Here is a 24,883-nt window from a genome sequence, read left to right on the forward strand (position 1 = left end):
CAGTCGCGAGTGCCAATGACCTGTTTAGCACTCCCCGGGTGCGAGTGCAAGGAAACCCCGTCTTGCGCGCAGGCGACCGCGGGGCTCACTCCTCCGGGGCAGCCAGCTCGTTGCGCAAGGATGCGCTGGTCACCGGCTCTTCGAGGCGACGGGCCTGGGCGTACGTCACCAGCGCCGCGATCGCCCACAGCTGAGCGAGCACCACGCCCGCCAGCGTGGCGGCCAGCCCGCCGAGGAACTCGTCGGCGATCTGCGGCACCACCGTGACGGCGGCCGCGGCGGCGATCAGCCCGACCGGCTGCACCCGGGCCAGCAGCCGCACCGTGCGGCGCCGCGCGTGTCCGCGTTCGATCAGCACGACGCAGCCCAGGACGCCTCCGAAGGTCAGCACGGCGGTCGAGACAGCCGCGAGCACGACGGCCAGCGGGACTCGCGCGGCCGGGCCGAGCGAGTCCTCGGTGAGCAGCAGCGGCAGGCTGCCGGTCAGCACGGAGAAGGCGGCGAACCACAGCCACAGCGCGCGCAGCCGCAGCGCGACCAGCGACCAGACCAGCCGCGGCCGGAGCCGGGCCCCGGCGGCCTGCGGCACCAGGACGCCGACCGCGCCGGCCAGCGTGATCACGTGGGGCAGCGCGGTCACCGCCAGATAGGCCAGCCACATGATCGGCAGCAGCAGCAGGCCGAAGCCGCCCGCGAGCTCGGACAGGTAGGGCGCCGCGATCACCGCCTCGTCGAGCCGGCCGACGAAGAAGTGCATGGGAAGCGCGGCCAGGGCCGTCACCGGCAGCAGGAGGACGCCCCCGCGGGTCAGCACCGCACCGAACCGGCCCGCCCAGGCGGCCGCGCCCGGGCCCGGGACCAGGCGGTCGGACAGCGCCGGCGCCGACGCCAGCCGGCGCAACGGCCCGGCGAGGTCGGCGGTGCGCCCCTCGGCGTCGAACGGATCGGCGGCGTTCACCACCGGCGGCTCGACCATGAAGATGGGAGCCTCACGGTGGTCCATCGGCACACCTTGCCTCAGCACGGGCCTTCGCCGCCACCCCGTGACTATTCGTGGCAACCGGGTTGCCGCACCGGCCCGCTGGGGGTAGTCAGGACGACATGGGGAGCTGGAGCGTGCACCGGATCAGGCCGCAGGACGCCGCCCGGATGCGGGCGCTGCGGCTCGAGATGCTCGCCGACAGCCCGCTGGCGTTCCTCGAGACGCTGGCCCAGGCGGCCGCCCGCTCGCACGACTCCTACCGGCAGCGGATCGCCCAGGCCGCCGCGGGTGACGACCTCGCCATGTTCGTGGCCGACCCCGGCGACGACGGCCGGCTGATCGGGCACGCGGGCGGCACGGTCGCGCCCGAGTTCCCCGGCGAGACGGTGATCTTCGCGGTCTACGTGACGCCGGCGTACCGCGGCGGCAAGGTGGTGGCCGACCTGATCGAGGCGGTCGTCGACTGGTCGCGGGCCGCGGGCCGCCCCCGGGCGCTGCTCGAGGTGGTCGTCGGCAACGACCGGGCCGTGCGGGCGTACGAGAAACTCGGCTTCTGCGACACCGGCGAGCGGGTGCCGCACCCGGTGGTCCCGACGCTCACCGAGCTGCGCATGCGGCGGCCCGCCTGATGGCCGCCCGGCACATCGCCCGCGGCCTGCTCACCGCGCTCAACGGCACCACGGGCGCGGGTCTGCTGATCGCGCTCGCCACCCGCAGCCGCATCCGGCGCGGGCGGCACGGCGTGCTGATCGCGGAGGGTTACCGGCTGCCCGTGCCGCCGGCCACCTGCTTCACGGTGGGCTCGGTGATCCTGACCCGGCGCAGCGCCGATTGGCTGCTCGCCGACGAGCGCACCGAGCTGTTCGGCCACGAGCACCGCCACGCCGGGCAGTACGCGGTGCTCGGTCCGCTGTTCTGGCCCGCCTACTGGGCGGCGTGCGGCTACTCGTACGCCACCACCGGCTCCTGGGGCGCGCGCAACTTCCTCGAGAAGCACGCGGGGCTGCGGGCCGGCGGTTATCCCACCGACCTGCCGCTGCGGCCGTGGGCGCGCCGGCTCAGAGGTTCTTCTGCCACTCCGTCCAGGCGTCGACCGCCCGGAAGCCCATCGCGCGGTTGATCCGCAGCATGAACGTGTTGGACGCCGCGTTGAAGGTGTCGATGGCCTCCAGCCGCGGCTTGTGCTCGCGCACCAGCGCCAGGTTCTCGAGTTTGACCAGCATGCCGAGCCGGTGACCGCGGTGCTCGGGGTCGACCAGCGTGGTGTACTGCCAGGCGTGGGCCGGCTGGTCGAGGTCGCCGACGATCCACGTCCAGGCGGCCAGCCGGTCGCCCAGCAGCGCCCCGGCGTGATAGCTGCGGCTGCCGCGCGCCGCCCGCCGCTGCTCGCCCCGGCGGATGCGGTCGGCGTCCATCTTCTCCGGCTGCCAGTTGATGTCGCCGGTCGGCGCGTCCGCGTTGAGCCGGCCCTCCAGGTAGGCCACGCCGTCGATGAGGTCGTCGGGCGGCACCCCCACCCAGCGCCGCAGCCGGTAGCCCTCGGCGTGTTTCCCGGCGTCCGCGCGCAAGCCGGCCAGCAGCGTGTCGTCGAGCGCGGTCACGTCGAGCCGGCTGCGGATCTCGTCCAGGCCCGCGGCGGCGCCGACCGCCCCGGCGAACGCTGCGCCGTCGGGATGGCGGTCGACGGTGGCGGCGATCAGGTGTTTGCGGCCGGCGGCCCGGGCCCGCTCGACGGCCACGTCGTGCAGCGCCCGGCCCAGCCCGTGCCGGCGGCGGCCGGGCAGGACCATCAGCTCGACCTCGACGTTGTCCAGGTTGTCGAGCTGCGGGAAGGTGAGCTCCAGCAGGCCGGCCGGCTCCCCGTCGAGATAGCCGACGTGTCGCTCGACCCGCTGCCCCGGCGGTGGCGTGTCGAAGCCCGCCAGGTAGGTCTCCCGGCTCGTGAACGGGATGTCGGGACAGTCGTGGATCGCCGTGGCACGCGCGATGTCGTAGGCGACCTGCGGGGACGTCAACGGCCCGGTCGAGATGCGCATGGCCGCCACCCTGCCGGGCGGCGGCCATGATCGCGAACGCTTTTTTCAGCGGGAGTTTGGTCGGGATGGCGGACGCACAGCGCCTCCGGCGCTGGGTCGTTGGGCCCCTCGAGAGATTGTCGCCAAGCTCGAAGGTGAGGGGCCGCGTACGGCGTCGCGCCCTCCCGCAGAGAGCATCCTGCCGATCCGGAGATCCCGGCGCAAGTCCTCGCGGGATGGAATTCTCACTTCTTGACGGAGCGCCGGTTACTCACGGTCATCCGAGCAGCCCGGCCTCGCGAGCGCCCTTGAGCGACGGCTTGATGCGGTGGGTGGGGCCGACCTGGCCCGCCACCGCGTCAAGCGTCTTGAGGCCCTCGCCGGTGTTGTAGACGACGGTCTCCTTCTCGGGGTCGAGCTTGCCGCTCTCGACCAGCTTCTTGAGCACCGCGACGGTGGTGCCGCCGGCGGTCTCGGCGAAGATGCCGGTGGTCTCGGCGAGCAGCCGGATGCCGGCGCGGATCTCGTCGTCGTCGGCGTAGTCCATCCAGCCGCCCGTGCGCCGGACCGCCTCGATCGCGTACGCCCCCGCGGCCGGGTCGCCGATGTTCAGCGACTTCGCGATGCCGGTCGGCTTGACCGGCACGATCTCGTCGGTGCCCGCGTGCAGCGCCGTGGCGATCGGGTTGCAGCCGGCCGACTGCGCGCCGAAGACCGTCCAGCCGCCCTCGGGCGCCTCCGCGAGGCCGATCTCGACCAGCTCGGCGAACGCCTTGTCGACCTTGGTGAGCAGCTCGCCGGAGGCCATCGGGATGACCACCTGGGCCGGGATGCGCCAGCCGAGCTGCTCGGCCACCTCGTAACCCAGCGTCTTGGAGCCCTCGGCGTAGAACGGCCGCACGTTGACGTTGACGAACGCGGTGTCCTCGAACTCGTCGGTCTCGACCAGCTCGCCGCAGAGGCGGTTCACGTCGTCGTAGGAGCCCTCGATCGCGACCAGGTCGCCGCCGTAGACCGCGGTCGTGATGACCTTGCCCTGCTCCAGGTCGTACGGGATGAAGACGATGCTCGGCGCACCCGCCCGGGCCGCGTGTGCGGCGACCGAGTTGGCCAGGTTGCCGGTGGAGGCGCAGGCGAAGCGGGTGAAGCCCAGCCCGCGGGCCGCGGTGAGCGCCACCGAGACGACCCGGTCCTTGAACGAGTGGGTGGGGTTGGCCGAGTCGTCCTTGACGTACAGCGGCGCGCGCAGGCCGACGGCGGCGGCCAGGGCGGGCGCGGCGACCAGCGGGGTGAGGCCGGGGTCGAGGCTGACCCGGGCGGCCGGGTCCTGCCCGGCCGGCAGCAGACCGGCGTAGCGCCAGATGTTCTGCGGCCCGGCTTCGATCTGCTCACGGGTGACCCGCGCGAGGAGTTCCTGGTCGTAGGCCACCTCGAGCGGGCCGAAACACTCGTAACAGGCGTGCTGTGCGACCAGCGGATATTCCGCGCCGCACGCACGGCAGACGAGGCCCTTGGCCGGGGAGGTGGTAGCGGTGGGTGCACTGACGGTAGACGTCATCGAGGCCTTCCCTCTCATCTTTCCCCGCGGCGGATGCCGGGCGAGGACGGAATTAGCACCTGCCGCGAAGGGCCTCGCCGTCGAGACTGCGCGGTGGTTGCCGGGGCTTCATCGGGCCGTTCCCTCTGCCCCTCTGGATGAGGTATTCAGTTGTGTTTCCACCACCTTACGACGGGATCCCGCGTTCCGGCTCGCGGGTTCCCGAGGTGTGAGCGAAGCCCCTCAGCGGGTCGGCAGGCGCAGGAAGGCCGACCGCGACCAGAAGAAGCCGAGCAACGAGAGCCCGGCGCACCAGGCGACCGCGACCCCCCAGGTGCCGAACCCGACCGGGGCGCCGGCCAGCAGCCCGCGCAGCGTGTCGATGATCGGGGTGAACGGCTGGTGCTCGGCGAACCAGCGCACCCCGGGCGACATCGACCCGGTCGGAACGAAGGCGCTGCTGACGAACGGCCCGAACTGGAAGAGCAGCGAGGACGAGTTGGCGCCCGCGACGGTCTTGGCGACCAGGCCGAACGCCGCGGTCATCCAGCTGACCGCGAACGTCGTCAGCACGAGCAGCCCCGCCACGCCGAACCAGTCGCCGACCCCGGCCCCGGCGCGGAAGCCGATCAGGTAGCCGACCCCCAGCACCAGCGCGAGGCTGAGCACCGTGCGCACCATGCCGCCGGCGACCTGCCCGGCCAGCACCGACGTACGGGAGATCGCCATCGTCCGGAGCCGGGCGATCACGCCCTCGGACATGTCGGTGTTGATGTTGATCGCGGTGCTGGCGCCCCCGCCGCCGATCGCCATGACGAGGATGCCGGGTATCAGATAGTTCACGTAGGCCGCGCGGTCGCCGCCGCCGATCGCGCCGCCGAAGACGTAGACGAACAGCAGCATCATCAGGCAGGCCAGCCCGATGCCGCTGATCAGCATGAGCGGGAACCGGACCGCGTGGCGCAGGTCGCGGCGGAACATCGTGGCGGTGTCGGCCAGCACGTACGTGGTCATCGGATGCCTCCGGTGAGGGCGAAGAAGACGTCGTCGAGCGTGGACTCGGCTCCCACGGAGCTCTTGAGCTCGTCGGCGGTGCCGGTGGCGACGAGCACGCCGTGGTCGAGCAGCGCGATGGTGTGCGCCAGCTCGTCGGCCTCGTCGAGGTACTGCGTGGTCAGGAAGATCGTGACGCCCTCGTCGGCGACCAGGCCGCGGATGATCTGCCACATCGTGCGGCGGCTGCGCGGGTCCAGGCCGGTGGTCGGCTCGTCGAGGAAGATCAGCTGAGGGTCGCCGACCAGCGTCATCGCGAGGTCGAGCCGGCGCCTCATGCCGCCGGAGTAGGTGGCGACCGGCCGGCCCGCCGCGTCCACCAGGTCGAAGCGCTCGAGCAGCTCCTCGGCCCGCGCCCGGCCCGCCCGGCGGCCGAGGTGCCGCAGGTCCGCGATCAGCTGCAGGTTCTCCCGGCCGGTGAGCAGGGCGTCGACCGCCGAGAACTGCCCGGTCACGCCGATCACCGAGCGGATGGCGTCCGGCTCGCGGCGCAGGTCGTGACCGGCGACGGTGACCTCGCCCGCGTCGGCCGGCAGCAGCGTCGTGAGGATCTCGACGATCGTGGTCTTGCCGGCGCCGTTGGGCCCCAGCAACGAGAAGACGGATCCGCGGGGCACGTGGAAGTCGACGCCGTCGAGGACGGCGTGCTTGCCGAAGGACTTCCGCAACCCCGACACGGTGATCATGTCTGACTGACCCATACGTAGAGCATACATATACGTATGCGTGGAGGCTACGTAGAAAAGCCGACAGGGCCGCGGCATCGTGCGCCGCGGCCCTGTTCTGCAGAGCGGGCCTTACGAGGTGATGTCCTTGCGGGTGAAGCGCCAGAACGCCACGCCCCAGCAGACGGTGGCGTACGCGACGGCGCTGATCGCGCCCTTCACCAGGTCGTCGGTCTGGGCCGGGGTGGACAGCAGCCCCATCCAGGCGTCGCTGAAGTGGGTCGGCAGCAGGGAGCGCAGCGCCCCCAGCGCGGTGATCTGGTCGAGGATGCTCGACAGGATCCACAGCATCACCGCGCCGCCCACGGCGCCCAGCGGCGCGTCGGTCAGCACCCCGAGCAGGAACGCGAGCCCGGCCACGACCAGCATCGACACGGCCAGATAGCCGACGATCGCGAACAGCCGCCCGAGGCCCGGCCAGGGCGCGATCTCGGCGGCCACCGTGCTGCCCAGCGGATGCCAGCCGTAGCGCAGGGTGCCGGCGAGCAGCGCGGTGACGGTCAGCGTGAGCAGCGCCAGCGCCGAGTACGCGAGCGCGACGATCAGCTTCACCGCCAGCAACCGGGCCCGCGGCACCGGAACCGCCAGCAGATAACGCAGGCTGCCCCAGCTCGCCTCGCTCGCCACCGTGTCGCCGCAGAACAGCGCCACCACCACGACCAGCAGGAAGCCCGCCGAGACGGCCAGGCAGAACAGCGCGAAGTTCAGCCCGCCCGAGGTGGCCAGGTCGACCAGGCTGTCGAAGGCGCCGCCGCCCTCCTCGTCCTCGCCGCCGCCGAACTCGAACGCGACCAGGATGATCAGCGGCAGCAGCGCCATGAAACCCAGAGCCAGCTGCGTACGCCGCCGGGACGCCTGCCGGCGCACCTCGGCCAGCAGCGGCAGCGTGCGCGACGGCCGGTAGCCCACCGCGCCGGAGGTCTGAACGCTCATCGGTCGCCGCTCCCTCGCGAGTTCTCCCCCACCAGCGCGAGGAAGGCGTCCTCCAGCCTTCGCCGCGGCACCACCCGGTCGACGGCGACGCCCGCGTGCACCAGCGAGGCCACCACCTCCGAGCGCGGCGTGCCGTTCATGTCGACGATCAGCCCGGACGGCCCGTCGGGCAGCACCGAGCGAACGCCCAGCCCGCTCAGCACCCGCTCGGCGGCCGGCACGTCGGAGACCTCGAGCTGCACCGACGGGGACTCGCCGACGATCTCCTCGACCGGCCCGGAGGCGACGATGCGGCCCTTGTTGACCACCACGGCGTGCGTGCAGGTCTGCTCCACCTCGGCGAGCAGGTGGCTCGAGACGAGCACCGCGCGGCCGTCGGTGGCGTAGCGCATGAGCACGCGGCGCATCTCGGCGATCTGCGGCGGGTCGAGCCCGTCGGTCGGCTCGTCCAGCACCAGCAGCTCGGGCAGCCCGAGCATGGCCTGGGCGATGGCGAGCCGCTGCCGCATGCCGTGGCTGTACTTCTTCGTGCGCCGGTGCACCGAGTCGCCGAGCCCCGCGATCTCCAGCGCCTCCTCGAACCGGGCGTCCGCCTCCGGCCGTCCGGTCGCCTTCCAGTACGCCCGCAGGTTCTCCAGCCCGGTCAGGTGGGGCAGGAAGCCCGGTCCCTCGACCAGCGCGCCCACCCGCGACAGCACCGGCGCGCCGGGCACCAGGCGGTGGCCGAACACCAGCGCCTCGCCCGCGGTCGGCATGGTCAGGCCCATCAGCACCCGCAGCGTGGTGGTCTTGCCGGCGCCGTTGGGCCCGAGCAGCCCGACCACCTGGCCGCGCTCCACGGTGAAGCTGATCTCCTCGACGGCCACGAACCCGTCCGCGTACGCCTTGCGCAGCCCACGGACCACCAGCGGCGTCTCCGCGTGCTCGGTCGCCGTGGGGGTGAGCTGCCCGCGCAGCCGGCGCCGCCGCACGAGCAGCACCGCGGCCAGGCCGAGCACGATCGCCGCGAGCAGCCCGGCCAGCACGTAGCGCCAGACGGTCTGCGGGTTGGCGACGGGCTCGCCCACCACGGTGGGCAGGGTCAGCAGGTTGCCGGCCTGGACGGTGTACGCCGCGGGCTGCGCCGGGGACAGGAACGCCTGGTCGGTGGTGGCGACCACGACGCGTACGGTGTGGCCGGCGTCGATCTGGCGGACGATGGCCGGCAGCTTGACCGTGCGCACCTCGGCGTCCTCGAGCGTGGGCGGCAGGCCGGTGAGCCGCACGGGGGCGACCAGACCCGCGCTCAGCGTCTCGGCGCCGTCCTGGTCGACGTCGTAGAGCTTGACGAACAGCGTGGCCTCCCCGGTCGGCGAGGCGGCCCGCAGCTGGACGGACGGGGATCCCACCACGTCGATGGGCTCCGGCACCGGCCCGGACTCGAAGGCCGCGAACTGCCCAGGAATGTCGGCGGCGACGCCGGAGAGCAGCTCGCTGAGCCGTCCGCCGGTGCCGGGCAGCGACGACAGAGCGCCGGGGCTGCCGTTCGGCGGGTTCGCGATCGCCTGCGCCGGCCCCTGCAGGATCAGCTGGGTGCTCCCGGTCCCGCTCAGGCCGGGGTACGCGCCGGTGGAGTAGCCGTTCGTCACGAGGTCACGGTCGAGCGCGCTGAAGCCCGCCACCCGCGAGTACGTGAAGTCGTCCGAGGGCGCCTCCCCCTCGCCCTTGACGTAGTGGTCGAGCCACTGCGCGGTCAGGTACTTCACCCTGTCCTGGTCCGTCTGCGGGCCGGCGCCGCCGTCGTGGCCGCCGGTGAACCAGGCGACCCGCACCGGGGTGCCGGTCGCCGCGATCGAGCGCGCGTTGGCGTCCGCCTCGCTCAGCGGGAACAGCGTGTCGACCGCGCCCTGCACGAGCAGCGTGGGCGCCTTGATCTGCCCGATCACGCTCGCCGGGCTCGACCGGCGCAGCAGCTCGAGGGTCGCCGGGTCGGGGTCACCGGTGGTCGCCGCGTCGAGGTAGGCGGCGCAGACGTCGGCCGCGAACCGCCCGCAGGCCGGGTCCGGGTTGACGCCCACCGGCGGAGCCTGCTGCCCGGTCGCCGAGAGCGCCCCGGCGTTGCCGAAGAAGACGCCGGCCCAGCCCTTCTTGAAGACGCCGGTCGCCGACGTGTCCGCCGACTGCGGCAGGAAGACGTTGGTCAGGTCGTTCCAGGTGATCGACGGGACGATCGCGTCGACCCGGCTGTCCTGCCCGGCCAGCAGCAGTGCCAGCGCCCCGCCGTAGGACCCGCCGACCACGCCGACCCGCGGGTCGCCGGAGGCGTCGGTCTGGATCTCGGGCCGGGCCGCGAGCCAGTCGAGCAGGCCCTGGGCGTCGCGGACCTCGTAGTCGGGGCTGTTCAGGTGGATCTGGCCGCCGCTGCGCCCGAAGCCCTCGGCGGTGTAGGTGAGCACCGCGTAGCCGCGCCCGGCCAGCGACTCGGCGTCGTCGCTCACCGACTCCTTGGTGCCGCCGAACCCGTGCGCCAGCAGCACGGCCGGCACCCGGCCGCCGCGGTCGCGGGGCAGGTAGAGCCGGGCGTCGAGGCTGACGCTCTCGTTGCGGCCGGGGCCGGAGAGCACGGTGATCGTCTGGTCGCGCGCGGTCCAGCCGGCGCGCTCGGGCCACACGGCCCAGCCGACGAGGACGGCGAGGATCAGGAGCACGGCCGAGCCGGCGAACAGGCGGCCGCGGGTGGGCCGGGGTAAGGCACGGCGCAGCCGGCTCGACCAAGACATGCCTGGAACGCTAGCTCCCGGGGTCTGAGCGATGCCTGTGAAACCTCTCAGGCGGGCGGTGGGCGATAACGTGGGCCGGGTGGATGAGGAACTGACGTTGACCGTCACCCAACGGCCGGCGGGGCTCGACGACCGCCGCGGCATCGTGCGGCTGCACCCCGACGTGATGGCCGCCCTCGAGATCAACGCCGGTGATCCCGTACGGCTGGAGGGGACCCGCGTCACCGCCGCGCTCGCGGCCAAGGCCCAGCCGGGCGCGAGCCGTGAGTTCCTCTACGCCGACGACCTCACGCTCGGCAACCTCGGCCTGCGCGACGGCGGCCGGGTCGGCATCGCCCGGCAGCCCGCGGTCGCGGCCCGGCGGGTCTCGCTGGCCGGCGCGGCCGACGTGGTCGCGCTGATCTCGCCCGAGATGCTGCGGCTGGCGCTGCTCGGCAAGGTGGTCAGCCGCGGCGACAACGTCTCGCTGCGCCCGCAGGACGTGCTGCCGCCGGCCGGGCTGCGGCCCCCGGGGCTCGACGTCGGCCGGAGCCTGCGCAACCGGCTCGGCTACCAGTGGACCACCGCGCTGCTCACGGTGACCGATGTGGCCGAGTCGGACGGCGCGGTGATCACCATGGACACCGTCGTCGGCTGGCAGGACGGACCGGTCTCGTCGCCGGTGCCGGGCCCGGCCGCCCGGCAGGAGGCGCCCGCCGCCACCGACCCCGAGGTGCCGCCGCCCAGCCTCGACGACCTGCCGGGCCTGCGCCCGCAGGCCAAGGAGCTGGAGGAGCTGCTCGATCTCGGCTTCAACCACCGCGAGGTGCTGGCCCGGCTGGGCACCACGGTCTCGCTCGGCGTGCTGATCTCGGGACCGGCCGGCTCCGGCAAGTCGGCGCTGGTCCGCGCGGTCGCCGCCCAGGTGGACGCGCGGGTGGTGCAGGTCTGGGCGCCCGAGCTCGCCGCGCTCACCAACACGGCGGCCGCCGCGCGGCTGCGCGAGCTGACCCGCGACGCCCGCGACGACGGACCGACCGTGCTGCTCTTCTCCGACGTGGACGCCCTCGCGCCCCGCGACGAGCCGGGCCCGATCTCCATCGTCTTCCGCCAGGTGCTCGAGGAGACGTTGCGGGCCGGGGTCGCCGTGGTCGCCACGACCAGCCGCCCGGAGTCGCTCGACACGTCGCTGCGCGCCCCCGATCTGCTCGCCGTGCAGCTGGCCGTGCCCCTGCCCGACACGGCCCTGCGCCGGGAACAGCTGGGCGTGCTCACCCGCGGCATGCGCCTGGCCGAGGACGTGCGCCTCGACGACATCGCGGGGCGCACGCCCGGCTTCGTCGCCGCCGACCTGGGCGCGCTGGCCCGCGAGGCCGGGGTGCGCGCCGCGCTGCGGCAGAAGGAGGCCGAGGACCCGGCCGTGACGATGGCCGACTTCGAGGCCGCGCTCGACGTGGTGCGGCCCACCTCGATGGCCGACTCCACGCTCGAGGTGGCCGCGGTGACCCTCGACGACGTGGGCGACATGGCCGAGGTCAAGCAGACGCTCACCGAGTCGGTGCTGTGGCCGCTGAACTACCCCGACACGTTCGCCCGGCTCGGGGTCTCGCCGCCGCGCGGCGTGCTGCTCTACGGGCCGCCCGGCTGCGGCAAGACGTACCTGGTCAAGGCGATCGCCGGCACGGGCAAGGCCAACGTGCTGTCGGTGAAGGGCGCCGAGCTGCTCACCAAGTGGGTGGGCGAGAGCGAGCGGGCGGTGCGCGAGCTGTTCCGCCGGGCCCGCGAGGCCGCGCCCACGCTGGTGTTCCTCGACGAGGTCGACGCGCTCGCGCCGACCCGCGGGCAGGCCTCCGACGGCGGCACCACCGACCGCGTCGTGGCGGCGTTGCTGACCGAGCTCGACGGCGTGGAGGACCTGCGCAACGTGGTGGTCATCGGCGCCACGAACCGGCCCGACCTGATCGACCCGGCGCTGCTGCGCCCCGGACGGCTGGAGCGGCTGGTCTACGTGCCGCCGCCGGACGCCGAGGCCCGCGCCGCGATCCTGTCCGCGTCGGCCAAGGCCGTGCCGCTGGACGAGTCGGTGGACCTCACGAAGCTGGGCGCCGAGCTGGAGGGCTTCTCGGCGGCCGACTGCGCGGCGCTGATCCGCGAGTCGGCGCTGGCCGCGATGCGCGACAGCCTGGAGGCGACGACCGTCACCGCGGCGAACGTGGCGACGGCGCGCAAACGCGTACGGGCGTCTCTGGACCCCACCCAGGTCGCGTGGCTCGAGGCGTACGCCTCCACGCACCAGCCCTAGCGGCGGCGGGTGCGGGCCCTGGTCGAGCGCAGGCGCCGCAGCCGGCCGACCAGCACGGGGTCGTGCTCGAGCGCGGCCGGATCGTCGAGCAGGGCGTTGAGCAGCTGGTAGTAGCGGGTGGACGAGAGCCCGAAGGTGTCGCGGATGGCCTGCTCCTTGGAGCCCGCGTGCTTCCACCACTTGCTCTCGAACGCGAGGATCTGCTGCTCGCGCTCGCCGAGGCCGGGCTGCGCCGGGGCCTGCTCGGGCGCGTCCGGCTCGCTGTCGGCCCGCGGGACGGGAATGTGCTGCTGCTCTTCGGACGAGTCCGCGGCCGGCTGCATGACGCTCCAAAGAAGAGGGACGAGCACAGGTGTACGAATCGGGGACCGTCAGCATATGCGCCGACGGCCCCCGGCCGCCCACCCGGTCGACGTTACCTCAGGTGACGTCCCGGCTACGCATGGTCCACATCGACACCACCACGATGAGCACGAACACGCCCGCGAGGATGGCGCCCGCCATCGGCCACGTCAGCGTCAGCGAGTCCGGCACGCACCCGCCCGCCGAGGAGTAGTCGCACGAGTTGTAGTCCTCGATCTTGATCTCCTTGTCCATCCAGGCGATCATCCAGACCGGGATCAGGTACGCGTCGGCAAACTTGACCTTCGCGAGGTTGAGCACGGTGCCCAGTCCGAACTGGAACACGATGAGCGCGCCGATCGTGACGCCCAGCGCCATCGCGGTGTGCCGGCCCAGCGAGGCCAGCCCGAACCCGAGCGCGGCCGCGACCACCACCAGGGCGAGACCGCGCAGCTCCATCAGCCCGATCGACTGCCAGGCGCCCGAGGTCATGCTGTCGGTGCTGCCGCGCAGCTCGGCGATCCCCACGAACAGCGCCGTCCACAGCGCGGAGAACACGACGGTCAGCACGGTGAAGAACACCAGCAGGGCCGCCAGCTTGGTGCCGAGCACCCGCAGCCGCTGCGGACGCCAGAGCAGCAGGTTCATCATGCCGCCGCTGCTCCACTCGGCGCCCACGAACGACGCGCCCACGATGAACGCGACCAGCGCGAGCAGCGCCGCCAGAGTGGTGACCATGTCGGGGAAGTTCTCGCGGAAATCGAACGTCGGCGGCATGTACCACTGCGTCTGGAAGTTGTCCTGGGTGGGCCCGGACATGCCCTCGCAGCCGGGCGGCCACCGGTCGGCATTCGGCGTTCCCTGCGCCGCCTTGCAGTCGGCCAGATCACGCTCGAACTGCTCGGTCGCCCGCTGGAAGTCCTGCTGCGCCTCGGCCCGCGCCGAGGCGATCTGCGCGGGGCCCACCTTCTGGTTGGTGAAGACCATGCCCGCCGCGACGGCGGCCAGGATCAGCGTAACGCCCAGCAGGAAGAGCCGGGTGAAGCGGCGCTTGGTCAGCCGCCGGGTCTCGGCGCGGTACAGGCTCACTGACCCCACCCCCCGCCCGCCGGCGCCATCGCCGTCTGGTCGACCTGCCGGTTCCGGCCCTCGACCGGCGCGGTGCCGGTGAGCTCGAGGAAGACGCTCTCGAGGTCGGCCGCGATCGGGGTGAGCTCGCTGACGTAGACCTGCCGCTCGGCGAGGATCCGCGTGATCTGCGCCGGGTTCGGGGCGTTCCCGACGGTGAAGTGGTCGTGCTCGACGGTCACCTGGGCGCCGTTGGCCCGCAGCAGCTCGACCGGGCCGCGCATGTCGACGCCCGGCTCGAGGCGTACCCGTACGCCCGTGGAGGTGTGCGTGGCCAGCACGTCGGCCACCGAGCCCGCGGCCACCCGCCGCCCCGCCGAGATGATCGTGACGGAGTCGCAGATGAGCTGGATCTCGCCGAGGATGTGGCTGGACAGCACGACGGTCATGCCCGACTCGGCGAGCGTGCGCATCAGCGAGCGCATCTCCCGGATGCCGCCCGGGTCCAGGCCGTTGGCCGGCTCGTCGAGTATGAGCAGCTTCGGCTCCTTGAGCAGCGCCGACGCCACCGCGAGCCGCTGCTTCATGCCCAGCGAGTACGTCTTGACCCGGTCCTTGGCCCGGTCCCGCAGCCCGACGAGCTCCAGCACCGCGTGCACCCGGTCGCGGCGGACGCCCCCGGCGTCCGCGAGCAGCGACAGCGTGTCCTGCGCGGTGAAGTTGCCGAAGAACTGCGGGCTCTCCACGATCGCGCCGACCTGCCCCGCCACCTCGGACAGGTGCGCGGGCACCTCGCGGCCGAGGATCGCCATGCGGCCGCCGTTGGGCCGGATCAGCCCCAGCAACGTCCGCAACGTGGTCGTCTTGCCCGAGCCGTTGGGCCCGAGGAAACCGTGCACCTGACCCGCCTCGACGGTCATGTCGAAGCCGTCGAGCGCTTTGCGCACACCTTTGCGGCTGCGATACGTCTTCTGCAGCCCGGCTATCTCCAATACGGCAGTCACGCGCGAGACTCTAGACACACCCGTCAATACACGCTGCTACGAAAGCTCTCAATCTCCCTTTGCGCGCTCACGGGCAGCTCACCGCAGTCCACCGATCCGGTGACGTCCCGCAATCGGGCCGCGAGATGCGGGTTGGCCTGCCAGAACTCCGCCGGCGCGCGCACCACGGCAACCAGCAGGTCACCCGCGTAGAAGTCACCCTCCGCGAGCGGATCCTGTTCCAGCCGCTCCAGCGCGAGCGGCACCAGCACCGGCAGGCCGATCTGCTGGCCGATGAGGATCCGCAGGTCCTCGACGCGGAGGTCGCCGACGGGCTTGCGGCGCAACCGGTGCACCGTCCCGATGAGATAGGTGGTGTCGCTGGGCGGGTCTCCCCAGTCGTCGCCCTCGATCTCCTGCAGCGAGCGGTCACGCGCAGATGACATGGACTCCGGCCTCGCGGAAGCGGGAGACGGTGTCGGGGGTGGCGCCGGAGTCGGTGACCAGGGTTTCGACCTTGGTGATGGGGCAGATGCGGGCGAAGGCGTGCCCGCCCAGCTTCGAGGAGTCGGCTATCACCACGACCCGCTTGGCGCGGGCCACCATCAGGCTGTTCATCGCGGCCTCGCCCTCGTGGTGGGAGGCGGCGCCCAGCTCGACGTCGAGGGCGTCGACGCCGAGCAGGACGATGTCGAGCGTGACCTCCTTGAGCAGCGCGCCGCCGAGCGGGCCGACCACCTCGAAGGACTGGGGGCGCACCACGCCGCCCGCGACGACGATCTTCATGCGCGAGCGGACCAGCAGCTCGTTGGCGATGTTGAGGGCGTTCGTGACCACGGTGAGCTGGGAGCCCTCGCCGCCGGCGTTCAGGTCGGGGCGTACGGCCAGGGCACGCGCGACCTCGGTGACGGTGGTGCCGCCGTTGAGCCCGACGACCGTGCCGGGCTCGACCAGGCCGGCGGCGGCCTCGCCGATGCGCTGCTTCTCGGCGGAGTGCTTGGCGCTCTTGTAGCGCAGCGGCAGGTCGTACGAGACGCCGTTGGCGACCGCCCCGCCGCGCGTACGCGTGATCATCTGCTGCTGGGCCAGCTGGTCGAAGTCGCGGCGGATGGTGGCCTGCGAGACGTCGAGGCGCTCGGCGGCGTCCTCGACGCTGACCCGGCCACTCTCCGCGAGTAGCTCGAGCAGGGCATTCCACCGCGCGTACCGGTCCACCCACACTCCCAGCTGCACGTTCCGTGATAAGAGTGTGCACATTAGTGCGCGAAAGCCGGGGAAGCAAAGCTCACCCCTGCGCGGACCGGCGACAACGCGACGTCCGGGCGGCTGCGATGGTTGCGTCCGCGCCGACCTTCCACGCAGAATGACGCTCGAAAGCGCGGGGAAACGAGCGCTTCTGCGCACGGTGTGAAGGGTGGCCCATGACGTACGTCAAGGTGGAGATCGCCAGCCAGCCGGAGTGCTGGCGCCGGGCGGCCAAGCTGACCGACTCCCCGGGCCTTCCGGAGCGCGGCGGGCGCGTGGCCGTCGTGGGCTGCGGCACCTCGTGGTTCATGGCCAAGGCGTACGCCGCCCTGCGCGAGCGCGCGGGCGAGGGCGAGACCGACGCGTTCCAGGCCTCGGAGTTCCCGCGCGGCCGCCGTTACGACCGGGTCGTCGCGATCACCCGCTCCGGCACGACCACCGAGGTTCTCGACCTGCTCAACGACCTGGCCGGGGGCACCCCGACCACCGTGCTGACCGCCGACGCGGCGCAGCCGGCCGCCCGGATCGCAGACGCGGCCGTGGTGCTCGACTTCGCCGACGAGCAGTCGGTGGTGCAGACCCGCTTCGCCACCAGCGCGCTCGCGCTGCTGCGCGCCCACCTCGGCGAGGACATCGAGTCGGTCGCCGCCGACGCCGAGGTCGCGATCCGGCTGCCGCTGCCCGTGCACCCCGCGCTGGCCGAGCAGATCACCTTCCTGGGCCGCGGCTGGACCGTCGGGCTCGCCGAGGAGGCCGCGCTCAAGTGCCGCGAGGCAGCCTCGTTCTGGGCCGAGGCCTATCCGGCGATGGACTACCGCCACGGTCCCATCTCGATCGCCGCCCCGCGCCGTGTGGTGTGGGCGTTCGGCGACGTCCCGACCGGGCTGGCCGACGAGGTCGAGGCCACCGGCGCCCTGTTCGTGCACAGCCGTCACCACGGCGGCTACGCCGCGCTCGGCAGCTGGTGCGGCGGGCGCGCCCCGCTCGACCCGATGGCCGACCTGGTCGTCGCGCAGCGCGTGGCCGTGCTGCTGGCCACCAGCCAGGGCCTCGACCCCGACCACCCGCGTCATCTGACCCGCTCGATCGTGCTGCGATGACCGACCGCGTGGTGGTCGCGCTCGACGTGGGCGGGACGGGCATGAAGTGCGCGCTGGTCCGGCCGGACGGGGCGGTCCATCACACCGAGCGGCACCCCACGCGCGCCGAGCGGGGACCGGAGGCCGTGCTCGGCACCATCCTCGAGGTCGCCGAGGGGCTCGCCACCAGGGCGAGGGCCGACGGCCTCGAGCCGGTGGCGGCCGGGGTCGCCGTGCCGGGCGTGGTCGACGAGGAGAACGGGCTCGCGGTCTGGTCGTCGAACGTCGGCTTCCGCGACGTGCCCGTCCGCGCCCGCCTCGAGGAGCGGCTGGGCGTGCCCGCCGCGCTCGGCCACGACGTGCGGGTCGGCGGCCTCGCCGAGGCCCGGCGGGGCGTCGGCCGCGGCCACCGGCACGTGCTTTTCGTGGCCATCGGCACCGGCATCGCGGCCGCGCTCGTGGTCGGCGGGGCGGGCTACTCCGGGGCGCACGGCGCGGCCGGCGAGCTCGGCCACATCGTCGTCCGGCCCGGTGGCACGCCCTGCCCGTGCGGGCAGCGGGGTTGCATGGAGGCGTACGGCTCGGCCCGCGCCATCGGGCTGCGCTACGCGGAGCTGGCCGGGGCCCCGGGCGCCACCGCGCTCGACGTCGTCACGCGGGCCGGCGGGGGCGACGAGCTGGCCCGCACGGTGTGGCGGGAGGCGATCGAGGCGCTGGCCGACGGCATGGTGATCGCTCAGGCGCTCTACGACGTCGACGTGTTCGTGATCGGCGGCGGCCTGGCCGAGGCCGGCGACGCGCTGCTGCACCCGCTCCAGCAGGTCTTCCGCCAACGGATCAGCTTCCACCGCGTGCCCGGGTTCGTCCGCGCCGGCCTGGGCGACGAGGCCGGCTGCATCGGCGCCGCCCTGCTCGCCCTCGACCACCTGGAGAACGCACAGTGACGCGCATCGGCGGCAGGATCGTCCGGCCCGGAGCGGTCGTCGAGGGGTACGTCGAGGTCGAGGGGCCGGCGATCCTGTCGGTCGAGGCCGCCACGGGCGCGGGCGACGACGTGATCGTGCCGGGCTTCGTCGACCTGCACTGCCACGGCGGCGGCGGGCACACGTTCACCACCGGCGACCCCGGGTCGGCGCGCGAGGCGGCCGGGTTCCACCTGCGCCACGGCACCACCACGATGCTGGCGAGCCTGGTCAGCTCGCCGTTCGAGCTGATGCGCGACGCGACCGCGGCGTACCGCCCGCTGGTCGCGGCCGGGGTCCTCGCGGGCGTGCACTACGAGGGGCCGTACCTGTCGGGCGTGCGCTGCGGCGCGCAGAACCCCGAGTTCCTGCGGCCGCCGTCCGCCGACGAGCTGACCGAGCTGATCAAGCTGGGCGAGGGCGCCGTACGCCTCGTGACGATCGCCCCCGAGCTGCCCGGCGCGCTCGAGGCGATCGCGTTGCTGCGCGACAACGGGGTGGCCGCCGCGGTCGGGCACACCGACGCCACGTACGAGCAGGCCCGCGCGGGCGTCGAGGCCGGGGCGACCGTGGGCACCCACCTGTTCAACGGCATGCGCCCGCCGCACCACCGCGAGCCGGGCCCGGTCGTCGGGCTGCTCTCCTCGCCGGTGGTGTGCGAGCTGATCGCCGACAACATCCACCTGCACCCGGGCATGCTGGCGTTCGCCGCGCGCGCCGCCGGGCCGGACCGCGCCGCGCTGATCACCGACGCGATCGACGCGACCGGCATGGCCGACGGCACGTACGACCTGGGCGGTCAGCAGGTCGTCGTGGCCGACCGGGTGGCGCGGCTCGCGCGTGACGGCTCGATCGCCGGCAGCACGCTGACCATGGACGAGGCGCTGCGCAACACGGTCGCCGCGGGCATCGCGCTGCCCGACGCGGTGGCGATGGCCTCGACCACCCCGGCGCGGGTGCTCGGCCTCGCCGACGAGTTGGGCGCGCTGGAGGCCGGGCTGCGCGCGGACCTCGTCGTGCTCTCCCCCGACCTGCGGGTCAAGCGTGTGATGCGGTCCGGTCGCTGGGTGTGAGCCCGGCGGGCCGCTCCCAGCCGCGCAGCGCGGGCAGCGGGACGCGGTCGAACGGGATGCGCTCGACCAGGCGGGCCAGCACGACGCCGAGCAGCAGCCCGGCGACCGAGTCGGTGAGCCAGTGGAATCCGGTGTAGACGGTCGTGACGAACACGATCGCCACGGGCAGCACCCGGATCGCGTACGTCTCCCGGCGGCTCAGCGGCCGGCGCAGCAGCGCGGCGGTCAGCATCGCCAGCACCGCGTACCAGACCAGCGAGTTTCCCAGGTGGCCCGACGGGTAGCTCATCGCGTACGCGCCCTCGGCGTACGGGTTGTGCATGACGACCCGCTCGGGGCCCTCGAAGCGCGGAGCGGCCCGGTCGGCCCAGATCTTGAGCGGCCCGATGGTCAAGTAGGTGATCAGGAAGGCCGCGGCGAACGGGAACACCGCCCGCACCGAGCGCGTGCGCCACGCGAGCAACCCGGTGAGCAGCAGCGACAGCGGCATGAGCACCTGCCCGCCCTGCCCCAGGTAGTTCAGCACCCGGGCGGTCCAGTACGGCACCCGCGGCTGGTGGGTCAGGGCCCAGTCGGCCACCCGCTCGTCGAGGGACAGCAGGTGACCCCGGATCAGCGCGACGGTGAGCGCCACGAACGCCGCCATCAGGACGGCGTCCAGCCACCAGCTTCTTTTGACGGGCACGCCCTCAGAGGTTAGAGGTACTTGGCGAGCCTGGTGGCGAGCAGGTCACCCCGTACGCCCGAATTGGGGCAACCGCCGAAGTGGTGCAGCGCCACCACCTTGTTCGTCGCACGCGAGAGCACCGGCGACCCGGACGAGCCGCCCTCGGTGTCGCAGTAGTACGCCACGTCGGAGGCGGTCGCGTACCCGTCGTAGCCCGGGTTCACCACCATGCAGTTGCCGGCCTTCTCCCCCAGCGCCCCGGAGATCCTGGTGGGCTTGCCCGCCGGGTGCTGCGGCACGTACAGCTGCTGGTTCTTCGCGGGCCGCTTGGTGTCCAGCGACAGGTAGCCGAACTTCTGCACCGACGCGAACTTGTCGACGCTGAACAGCGTGTAGTCCAGCGTGCGGTCGGTCGCGATCACCTGGGCGCCCCACACCTTGGTCGGCTTCACGACCTCCGGGCCGCCGCACTTGGCGCACTGGTAGTTGAACCAGACCTCGGTGTCGTACGCCTCGGCCGAGGTGGTGAAGCAGTGGTTGTTGGTGAGCAGGCGGTTCTGCGTGCCGATCCGCCAGCCGGTGCACAGCTCGGTGCCGTTGATCAGCAGCCGGGCGATCGCCTTGGACTTCGTGTACGCGACCGGGTCCGCCGATCGGTAGCAGACCGCGTCGGCGGAGGTGTCGCTGCCGCAGACCGACTCCTCGCGGCCGGTGCGGCCGGGGGCGATGAGCTGCTTCTCGGGCTGACGTTCCTGTTCCGTACGGCTGAAACCGCGCGCCACCCGGTCGACGTCGACGCCGGCCGGGCCGTCGAGGCCCTCCTCGTCCTGCTCGGCACGGTGCACCTCCAGCACGGCGGTGTCGCCGGTGACCGACATGGCCCACCGGTCGCCGCCGCGCGGGTCGTCCGGCGTGGGCGCCTCGTACCGGTGCTCCTCGGTGCCGTCCGCGTTCGAGACGGTGACATAGTCGCCCGGCTCCAGGTCCATGCGCGAGAAGTGCAGCTTCACGAAGGTCGCGCCGGGGTAGTGGAACTTCTCCCGCTGGGGCTGGTCGCCTTGCAGGCGCAGCAGCTTGCGGACGTTGACCAGCTCGCCGACCTGCTCGCGGCCGGTGGCGGCGCCCGACTCGACGGGCCGTTCGGGCGAGCCCGCCCGTGGGACGGTCGCGCTCTCCGGCTCCCGCGTCACGGAGCCGGGCTCGGCGGTGGCGGGCTCGGTCGCGAACGGCTCCGCGCCGGGTGACGCGACGACGGGCGAATCCGGTGCGGCCTCGCGCGCGGGCCTCTGCCCGGCCTTCTGGTCGTCGACGGAGACAGGCGTACGGGCCGCGGCCGCCGGAGCCTCGTGCCAGGTGCCGACCGGTTTCCCGTCGTCCCCGGCGGCATGCCAGGCGGCGCCCCCGGCCACACCGGCCAGGACCAGGGCGGCACAGGCCGCGAGCGCCAGGCGTGCCTTACGTGGACCGGTCTTCAAGGGCACTGTGTCAACCCCGCCATTCGCGTCATATCAGGGACATACGTCCTAACCGGGCTCTGTCGCACCTGTGTAACGAGCCACCTGCGGCAGCGACGCGCCGGGCGATACGTGCACACTGGTTCCGTGCGCATCACTTCCGCCGTCGTCGACCCGGCGCTGCTGGATCTGCCGTGGGGCGTGCCGCTCGAGGAGTGGCCGGCCGACCGCCTGGTCGCCCTGCCCCAGGGCATCTCGCGGCACGTCGTCCGGTTCGTCAAGCTCAACGACGTGGTCTACGCGCTCAAGGAGACCCGCGAGCGGATCGCCGAGAAGGAGTACGACCTGCTGCGCGCGCTGGAGCGCATCGACTTCCCGGCCGTCGAGGCGGTCGGCATCGTCACCGACCGCGAGGACGCCTCCGGTGAGCCGCTCGAGACCGTGCTGATCACGCGGCATCTGCAGTTCTCGCTGCCGTACCGGGCCCTGTTCTCGCACGTGCTGCGGCCCAACACGCTCAACCGCCTGCTCGACGCGCTCGCCGCCCTGGTCGTCCGGATGCACCTCACCGGCTTCTCGTGGGGCGACTGCTCGCTGTCCAACACGCTGTTCCGCCGCGACGCGGGCGCGTTCGCGGCCTATCTGGTCGACGCCGAGACCGGCAACCTCTACCCCAAGCTCTCCGAGGGGCAGCGCAGCGAGGACGTCGAGATCCTGCGGCTGAACATCTTCGGTGAGCTGCTCGACCTGCAGGCCGCCGAGCTGCTGCACGAGTCGATCGACCCCGAGGCGGTGGTCGACGACATCGTGGCCCGCTACGAGCGGCTGTGGCACGAGGTGACGTACGAGCAGCAGGTGCCGCTCGACGCCCGGCACGACATCGAGCGGCGCATCCGGCGGCTCAACGAGCTCGGCTTCGACGTGGCCGAGGTGGACATGTCCACGGTGGACGGCGGCTACCGCGTACGCCCGAAGGTCGTCGACGCCGGCTATCACACGCGCCGCCTGCTGCGGCTGACCGGCCTCGACGCCGAGGAGAACCAGGCCCGCCAGCTGCTCAACGACCTCGACGCGTACCGTGCCGAGAGCCTGCTCACCGACGAGCAGCAGGCCGCGCACCGCTGGCTCACCGAGGTGTTCGAGCCGGTGGTCCGCGCCGTGCCGCCCGACCTGCGCCGCAAGCTGGAACCGCAGGAGATCTTCACCCAGGTGATCCAGCACAAGTGGCTGCTCTCCGAGAAGGCGGGCCGCGACGTCGGCATGGCGGCCGCGGTGCAGTCCTACCTCATCGACGTGCTCGCCAAGAAGCCCGACGAGGAGGCCGTGCTCGGCGTCGAGGTGGACTCACTCGCCGGCGGCGTGCTCTAGCGGCGCCGCCTGCTCGATCAGGTCCCGCAGGCCCGCCCGGCGGGCCACCACCACGATCTCGTCGCCCGCGGCGAGCACCCGGCGGCCGTCGGGCAGCCAGTCGACCCATTCCGAGCCGGCCGCGGTCATGCCGATCACCCGCGCGCTGCCGGGCAGCTCGGCGCCGGCCACCGGCGCGCCGTCCAGCACCGATCCGGGCAGCACGCGCACCGTGCCGACCAGCAGCGCGTGCCGCTCGACCGGGATCGTCGCCAGCACCTCACGCTCGAGCATCGCGGCGGCGAAGGCGGGCGCGCACAGCCGCGAGACGCTCCGCGAGATGTTGACGTTGAAGGCGGTCTGCACCCGCCGGGCGAAGTCGTCGTCGAACAGCCGCAGCACCACCCGGATGTCCTCGCGGGCGGCCCGGGCGTGCAGCGCGGCCTGCAGGTTCACCGCGTCGTTCGTGGAGACCACCACGAGAGCCTGGGACTGCTCGATCGACGCGGCGTGCAGCGTCTCCTCGAGCGAGGCGTCGGCCTCGATCACCGGCACGCCCAGCGACGCGGCCACCTTGACGCCGCGCGCACCCGGGTTGCGGTCGATCGCCACCACGTCGAGGCCGAGGTCGACGAGCTGGCGCAGCACGCGGGTGCCCACCGTGCCGAGCCCCACCAGCACGATGTGCCCGGAGTGGACCCTGAGCACCTCGCCGCGGTCGAGCGCCAGCCGGGTCTTGACCACGCCGTCGACCACCGCGGCGGTGATCAGCGGGATCAGCGCGACGCCCGCGATCGTGAGCACGAGCTGCGCCGCCTGCGCGCCCGGCGCGTTCTGGGGCTCCACATCGGACGAGCCGACCATCGTCAGCAGCGTGACGTAGACCGACCGCCAGAAGCCCTGCACGCCGGTGAAATGCGTGAGCAGCACGCCGGAGACCGCGGTCAGGCCCAGCGCCACCAGCACCGCGATGCCCAGCTTGCGGGTCAGCCCCACGCGCAGCGCCCGCCCGATCGACAACCACGGGCGGCGACGGCGCCCGGCGCGGGCCAGGCGGCGGGCGGTCACCGCCTGCGCCGCCGGACGGCCGGTGGCCTCCGCGAGCACGACGTCGGAGGGCCGGCGCTGCCCGGGTTCCGGCTCGGCGGGCAGCACGGTGACGTGCCCGCCGTCGTCCGCGGTCGCCAGCGTCAGCAGCGCGGCCTGCTCGGGCACGTCGCCACGCTTCGCGACGTGCAGCGTGCGTGCCGCGTACCGGAAGTGGGTCGGCGCCACCTCGCCGAGCGCGGCCGCGACGAAGGCGGGAGCGGCCATCGCGGCGTCGGAGAGCACCGCGCAGTCGGCGAACAGGCGCCGCACCCCGTACGTCAGCCCCGACGTGAACATCCGGATGACCAGCCGCAGGTCGCCCTCCACCGCGCGGGCGCACAGCGCGGCGTGCAGGTTGACCATGTCGTCGGGCATCACCAGCGCCAGCGCGGCGGCCCCGGCCAGCCCGGCCTCGCGGAACGTGCGCTCGTCGAGCCGCTGGGCGGTGATCACCCGTACGCCCCGCTCGCGCAGACCCTCCAGATCGGGCACGGCCGGCCGCAGACCGGGCGGCGTGATCACGGTGAGCCGGATGCGCCCGGAGTTCGCCAGCTCGTCGGCGAGCGTGTAGACCAGCGCGTCCGACCCGCAGACAACGTAGTGCGGCCGGGCGTCGCCGTTGCGCTCCCGCAGCCGCGCCACCAGCGACCGCCGTACGCCCTGACCCGCCGGTTCCGTCGCCACGCCCGCGATGGTAGCCAGCCGGAACCCGTCGCCGGGCCCGCTCGTTGCCCCCTCCGATGTCTTTCGTCCGGAATCGGGCCCAATCCAGGAGGAGAACAGTGCGCAAGTTGTGGTGCGCCCTCGCCGGCGGGATCGTCCTGTTCGCGGCCTCACCCGCGCAGGCCGACGCGCTGCCCGGCGCCGCCGCCGCTCAGCCGGCCGACCGGTCCGCAATGGACCGTCCATCCGATCCGCTGCCGGCGCGCACGCTGCCCGACGTCTCCGGCATGCCCCTCGGCGGCGTGCTGCTCCCGCCCCTCACCGGCCCTTCCGCTGCCCCGACGCTGCCCGCCGCCGACGTGGTGCCGGCCCCGAGGACGACCGCACCGGCGCACAGCAGGCGCAGCCCGCGGCCGAAGGCCACGCCGTACGACCCGCGCCTGTTCGAAGAGCCCGTCGAGATCGACGACGAGCCGGAGCACCGCCCCGCCACCGCCGCCACACCGCACAAGTAGGACATTCCGCCTGTGGACAACCCGCTCCGGCGCCGCGCCGCGGCGTAGGATCGTCCCGCTCCCCGGGTGGGCGGGGGTATGGGCGGGCCCACAGCAAAGATCGGCTCACGA

The 24,883-nt window shown here is 73.1% G+C and carries 22 protein-coding genes, 1 pseudogene and 1 riboswitch; of the genes and pseudogenes, 8 read left to right on the forward strand and 15 right to left on the reverse strand.

What is annotated here, in order from left to right; all coding sequences use genetic code 11:
• Positions 1 to 85: 85 nt before the first annotated feature.
• Complete coding sequence (locus ACSNN8_RS10415; protein ID WP_436648444.1) at positions 86 to 1,003, reverse strand: hypothetical protein; 918 nt, start codon at positions 1,001 to 1,003, stop codon at positions 86 to 88.
• Between the two features lie 98 nt (positions 1,004 to 1,101).
• Between ACSNN8_RS10415 and ACSNN8_RS10420 the strand changes: the two genes are divergently transcribed.
• Complete coding sequence (locus tag ACSNN8_RS10420; protein WP_436648445.1) at positions 1,102 to 1,611, forward strand: GNAT family N-acetyltransferase; 510 nt, start codon at positions 1,102 to 1,104, stop codon at positions 1,609 to 1,611.
• Complete coding sequence (locus tag ACSNN8_RS10425; protein ID WP_436648446.1) at positions 1,611 to 2,102, forward strand: hypothetical protein; 492 nt, start codon at positions 1,611 to 1,613, stop codon at positions 2,100 to 2,102. The genes ACSNN8_RS10420 and ACSNN8_RS10425 overlap by 1 nt, the downstream gene beginning before the upstream one ends.
• Here ACSNN8_RS10425 and ACSNN8_RS10430 read toward each other — a convergent pair.
• The 6 genes and pseudogenes from ACSNN8_RS10430 to ACSNN8_RS10455 all read right to left on the reverse strand — a co-directional run bounded on the left by ACSNN8_RS10430 (position 2,041) and on the right by ACSNN8_RS10455 (position 10,004).
• Complete coding sequence (locus ACSNN8_RS10430) at positions 2,041 to 3,018, reverse strand: GNAT family N-acetyltransferase (RefSeq protein ID WP_436648447.1); 978 nt, start codon at positions 3,016 to 3,018, stop codon at positions 2,041 to 2,043. The two genes, ACSNN8_RS10425 and ACSNN8_RS10430, sit on opposite strands and share 62 nt — an antisense overlap.
• 256 nt (positions 3,019 to 3,274) lie before the next feature.
• Positions 3,275 to 4,555: a threonine synthase gene (gene thrC / locus ACSNN8_RS10435; RefSeq protein ID WP_436648448.1), complete on the reverse strand. Its 1,281-nt coding sequence runs from the start codon at positions 4,553 to 4,555 to the stop codon at positions 3,275 to 3,277.
• A gap of 11 nt (positions 4,556 to 4,566) precedes the next feature.
• Positions 4,567 to 4,699: riboswitch (SAM riboswitch) on the reverse strand.
• A gap of 78 nt (positions 4,700 to 4,777) precedes the next feature.
• Positions 4,778 to 5,548 carry an ABC transporter permease gene (locus tag ACSNN8_RS10440; RefSeq protein ID WP_436648449.1) on the reverse strand — a complete coding sequence of 257 codons (771 nt, stop codon included), beginning with the start codon at positions 5,546 to 5,548 and terminating at the stop codon, positions 4,778 to 4,780.
• Positions 5,549 to 5,601: 53 nt separating this feature from the next.
• Positions 5,602 to 6,288, reverse strand: a pseudogene (locus tag ACSNN8_RS10445) (ABC transporter ATP-binding protein); the annotation flags it as partial.
• Positions 6,289 to 6,384: 96 nt separating this feature from the next.
• Positions 6,385 to 7,245, reverse strand: a complete 861-nt coding sequence (locus ACSNN8_RS10450) for an ABC transporter permease (protein ID WP_436648450.1) — start codon at positions 7,243 to 7,245, stop codon at positions 6,385 to 6,387.
• Positions 7,242 to 10,004 (reverse strand): alpha/beta fold hydrolase, encoded by a 2,763-nt coding sequence (locus ACSNN8_RS10455; RefSeq protein WP_436648451.1) that lies wholly within the window; start codon positions 10,002 to 10,004, stop codon positions 7,242 to 7,244. Before ACSNN8_RS10455 ends, ACSNN8_RS10450 begins: the two co-directional genes overlap by 4 nt.
• A 79-nt stretch (positions 10,005 to 10,083) precedes the next feature.
• Here ACSNN8_RS10455 and ACSNN8_RS10460 point away from each other — a divergent pair, with 79 nt between their 5' ends.
• Positions 10,084 to 12,285, forward strand: coding sequence for an AAA family ATPase (locus ACSNN8_RS10460; protein WP_436648452.1), 2,202 nt, complete (start codon positions 10,084 to 10,086; stop codon positions 12,283 to 12,285).
• Here the strand turns inward: ACSNN8_RS10460 and ACSNN8_RS10465 are convergent.
• The 5 genes from ACSNN8_RS10465 to ACSNN8_RS10485 form a co-directional block, all read right to left on the reverse strand.
• Positions 12,282 to 12,608: a DUF3263 domain-containing protein gene (locus ACSNN8_RS10465; protein ID WP_436648453.1), complete on the reverse strand. Its 327-nt coding sequence runs from the start codon at positions 12,606 to 12,608 to the stop codon at positions 12,282 to 12,284. The genes ACSNN8_RS10460 and ACSNN8_RS10465 overlap by 4 nt on opposite strands.
• Positions 12,609 to 12,705: 97 nt before the next feature.
• Complete coding sequence (locus tag ACSNN8_RS10470) at positions 12,706 to 13,716, reverse strand: ABC transporter permease subunit (RefSeq protein WP_436648454.1); 1,011 nt, start codon at positions 13,714 to 13,716, stop codon at positions 12,706 to 12,708.
• Entirely contained in the window at positions 13,713 to 14,699 is a 987-nt protein-coding gene (locus ACSNN8_RS10475; protein ID WP_436648455.1) for an ATP-binding cassette domain-containing protein, read from the reverse strand. Before ACSNN8_RS10475 ends, ACSNN8_RS10470 begins: the two co-directional genes overlap by 4 nt.
• Positions 14,700 to 14,722: 23 nt before the next feature.
• Positions 14,723 to 15,124 (reverse strand): contact-dependent growth inhibition system immunity protein, encoded by a 402-nt coding sequence (locus ACSNN8_RS10480; protein WP_436648456.1) that lies wholly within the window; start codon positions 15,122 to 15,124, stop codon positions 14,723 to 14,725.
• Positions 15,108 to 15,893 carry a DeoR/GlpR family DNA-binding transcription regulator gene (locus tag ACSNN8_RS10485; RefSeq protein WP_436649500.1) on the reverse strand — a complete coding sequence of 262 codons (786 nt, stop codon included), beginning with the start codon at positions 15,891 to 15,893 and terminating at the stop codon, positions 15,108 to 15,110. Before ACSNN8_RS10485 ends, ACSNN8_RS10480 begins: the two co-directional genes overlap by 17 nt.
• A 206-nt stretch (positions 15,894 to 16,099) precedes the next feature.
• Here ACSNN8_RS10485 and ACSNN8_RS10490 point away from each other — a divergent pair, with 206 nt between their 5' ends.
• From ACSNN8_RS10490 to nagA, 3 genes are read left to right on the forward strand one after another with little or no spacing between them, the layout of a single operon-like run.
• Positions 16,100 to 17,023, forward strand: coding sequence for an SIS domain-containing protein (locus tag ACSNN8_RS10490; RefSeq protein WP_436648457.1), 924 nt, complete (start codon positions 16,100 to 16,102; stop codon positions 17,021 to 17,023).
• Entirely contained in the window at positions 17,020 to 17,946 is a 927-nt protein-coding gene (locus tag ACSNN8_RS10495; protein WP_436648458.1) for an ROK family protein, read from the forward strand. Before ACSNN8_RS10490 ends, ACSNN8_RS10495 begins: the two co-directional genes overlap by 4 nt.
• Complete coding sequence (gene nagA, locus ACSNN8_RS10500) at positions 17,943 to 19,037, forward strand: N-acetylglucosamine-6-phosphate deacetylase (protein WP_436648459.1); 1,095 nt, start codon at positions 17,943 to 17,945, stop codon at positions 19,035 to 19,037. The genes ACSNN8_RS10495 and nagA overlap by 4 nt, the downstream gene beginning before the upstream one ends.
• Here nagA and ACSNN8_RS10505 read toward each other — a convergent pair.
• Complete coding sequence (locus tag ACSNN8_RS10505; protein ID WP_436648460.1) at positions 19,003 to 19,722, reverse strand: phosphatase PAP2 family protein; 720 nt, start codon at positions 19,720 to 19,722, stop codon at positions 19,003 to 19,005. The genes nagA and ACSNN8_RS10505 overlap by 35 nt on opposite strands.
• Before the next feature lie 11 nt (positions 19,723 to 19,733).
• Positions 19,734 to 21,185 (reverse strand): trypsin-like peptidase domain-containing protein, encoded by a 1,452-nt coding sequence (locus ACSNN8_RS10510; protein WP_436648461.1) that lies wholly within the window; start codon positions 21,183 to 21,185, stop codon positions 19,734 to 19,736.
• Between the two features lie 120 nt (positions 21,186 to 21,305).
• On the opposite strand from ACSNN8_RS10510, the gene ACSNN8_RS10515 reads away from it, so the two are divergent.
• A complete protein-coding gene (locus tag ACSNN8_RS10515) occupies positions 21,306 to 22,526 on the forward strand; it encodes a DUF4032 domain-containing protein (RefSeq protein ID WP_436648462.1) in 1,221 nt (406 codons plus the stop codon).
• On the opposite strand, the gene ACSNN8_RS10520 is transcribed toward ACSNN8_RS10515, so the two are convergent.
• Positions 22,503 to 24,278 (reverse strand): potassium channel family protein, encoded by a 1,776-nt coding sequence (locus ACSNN8_RS10520; protein ID WP_436648463.1) that lies wholly within the window; start codon positions 24,276 to 24,278, stop codon positions 22,503 to 22,505. The genes ACSNN8_RS10515 and ACSNN8_RS10520 overlap by 24 nt on opposite strands.
• Positions 24,279 to 24,376: 98 nt before the next feature.
• Between ACSNN8_RS10520 and ACSNN8_RS10525 the strand changes: the two genes are divergently transcribed.
• A complete protein-coding gene (locus tag ACSNN8_RS10525) occupies positions 24,377 to 24,772 on the forward strand; it encodes a hypothetical protein (RefSeq protein WP_436648464.1) in 396 nt (131 codons plus the stop codon).
• Positions 24,773 to 24,883 lie beyond the last annotated feature (111 nt).

This window comes from Actinoplanes sp. URMC 104 (genome assembly GCF_051386375.1).
Classification (GTDB): domain Bacteria; phylum Actinomycetota; class Actinomycetes; order Mycobacteriales; family Micromonosporaceae; genus Actinoplanes.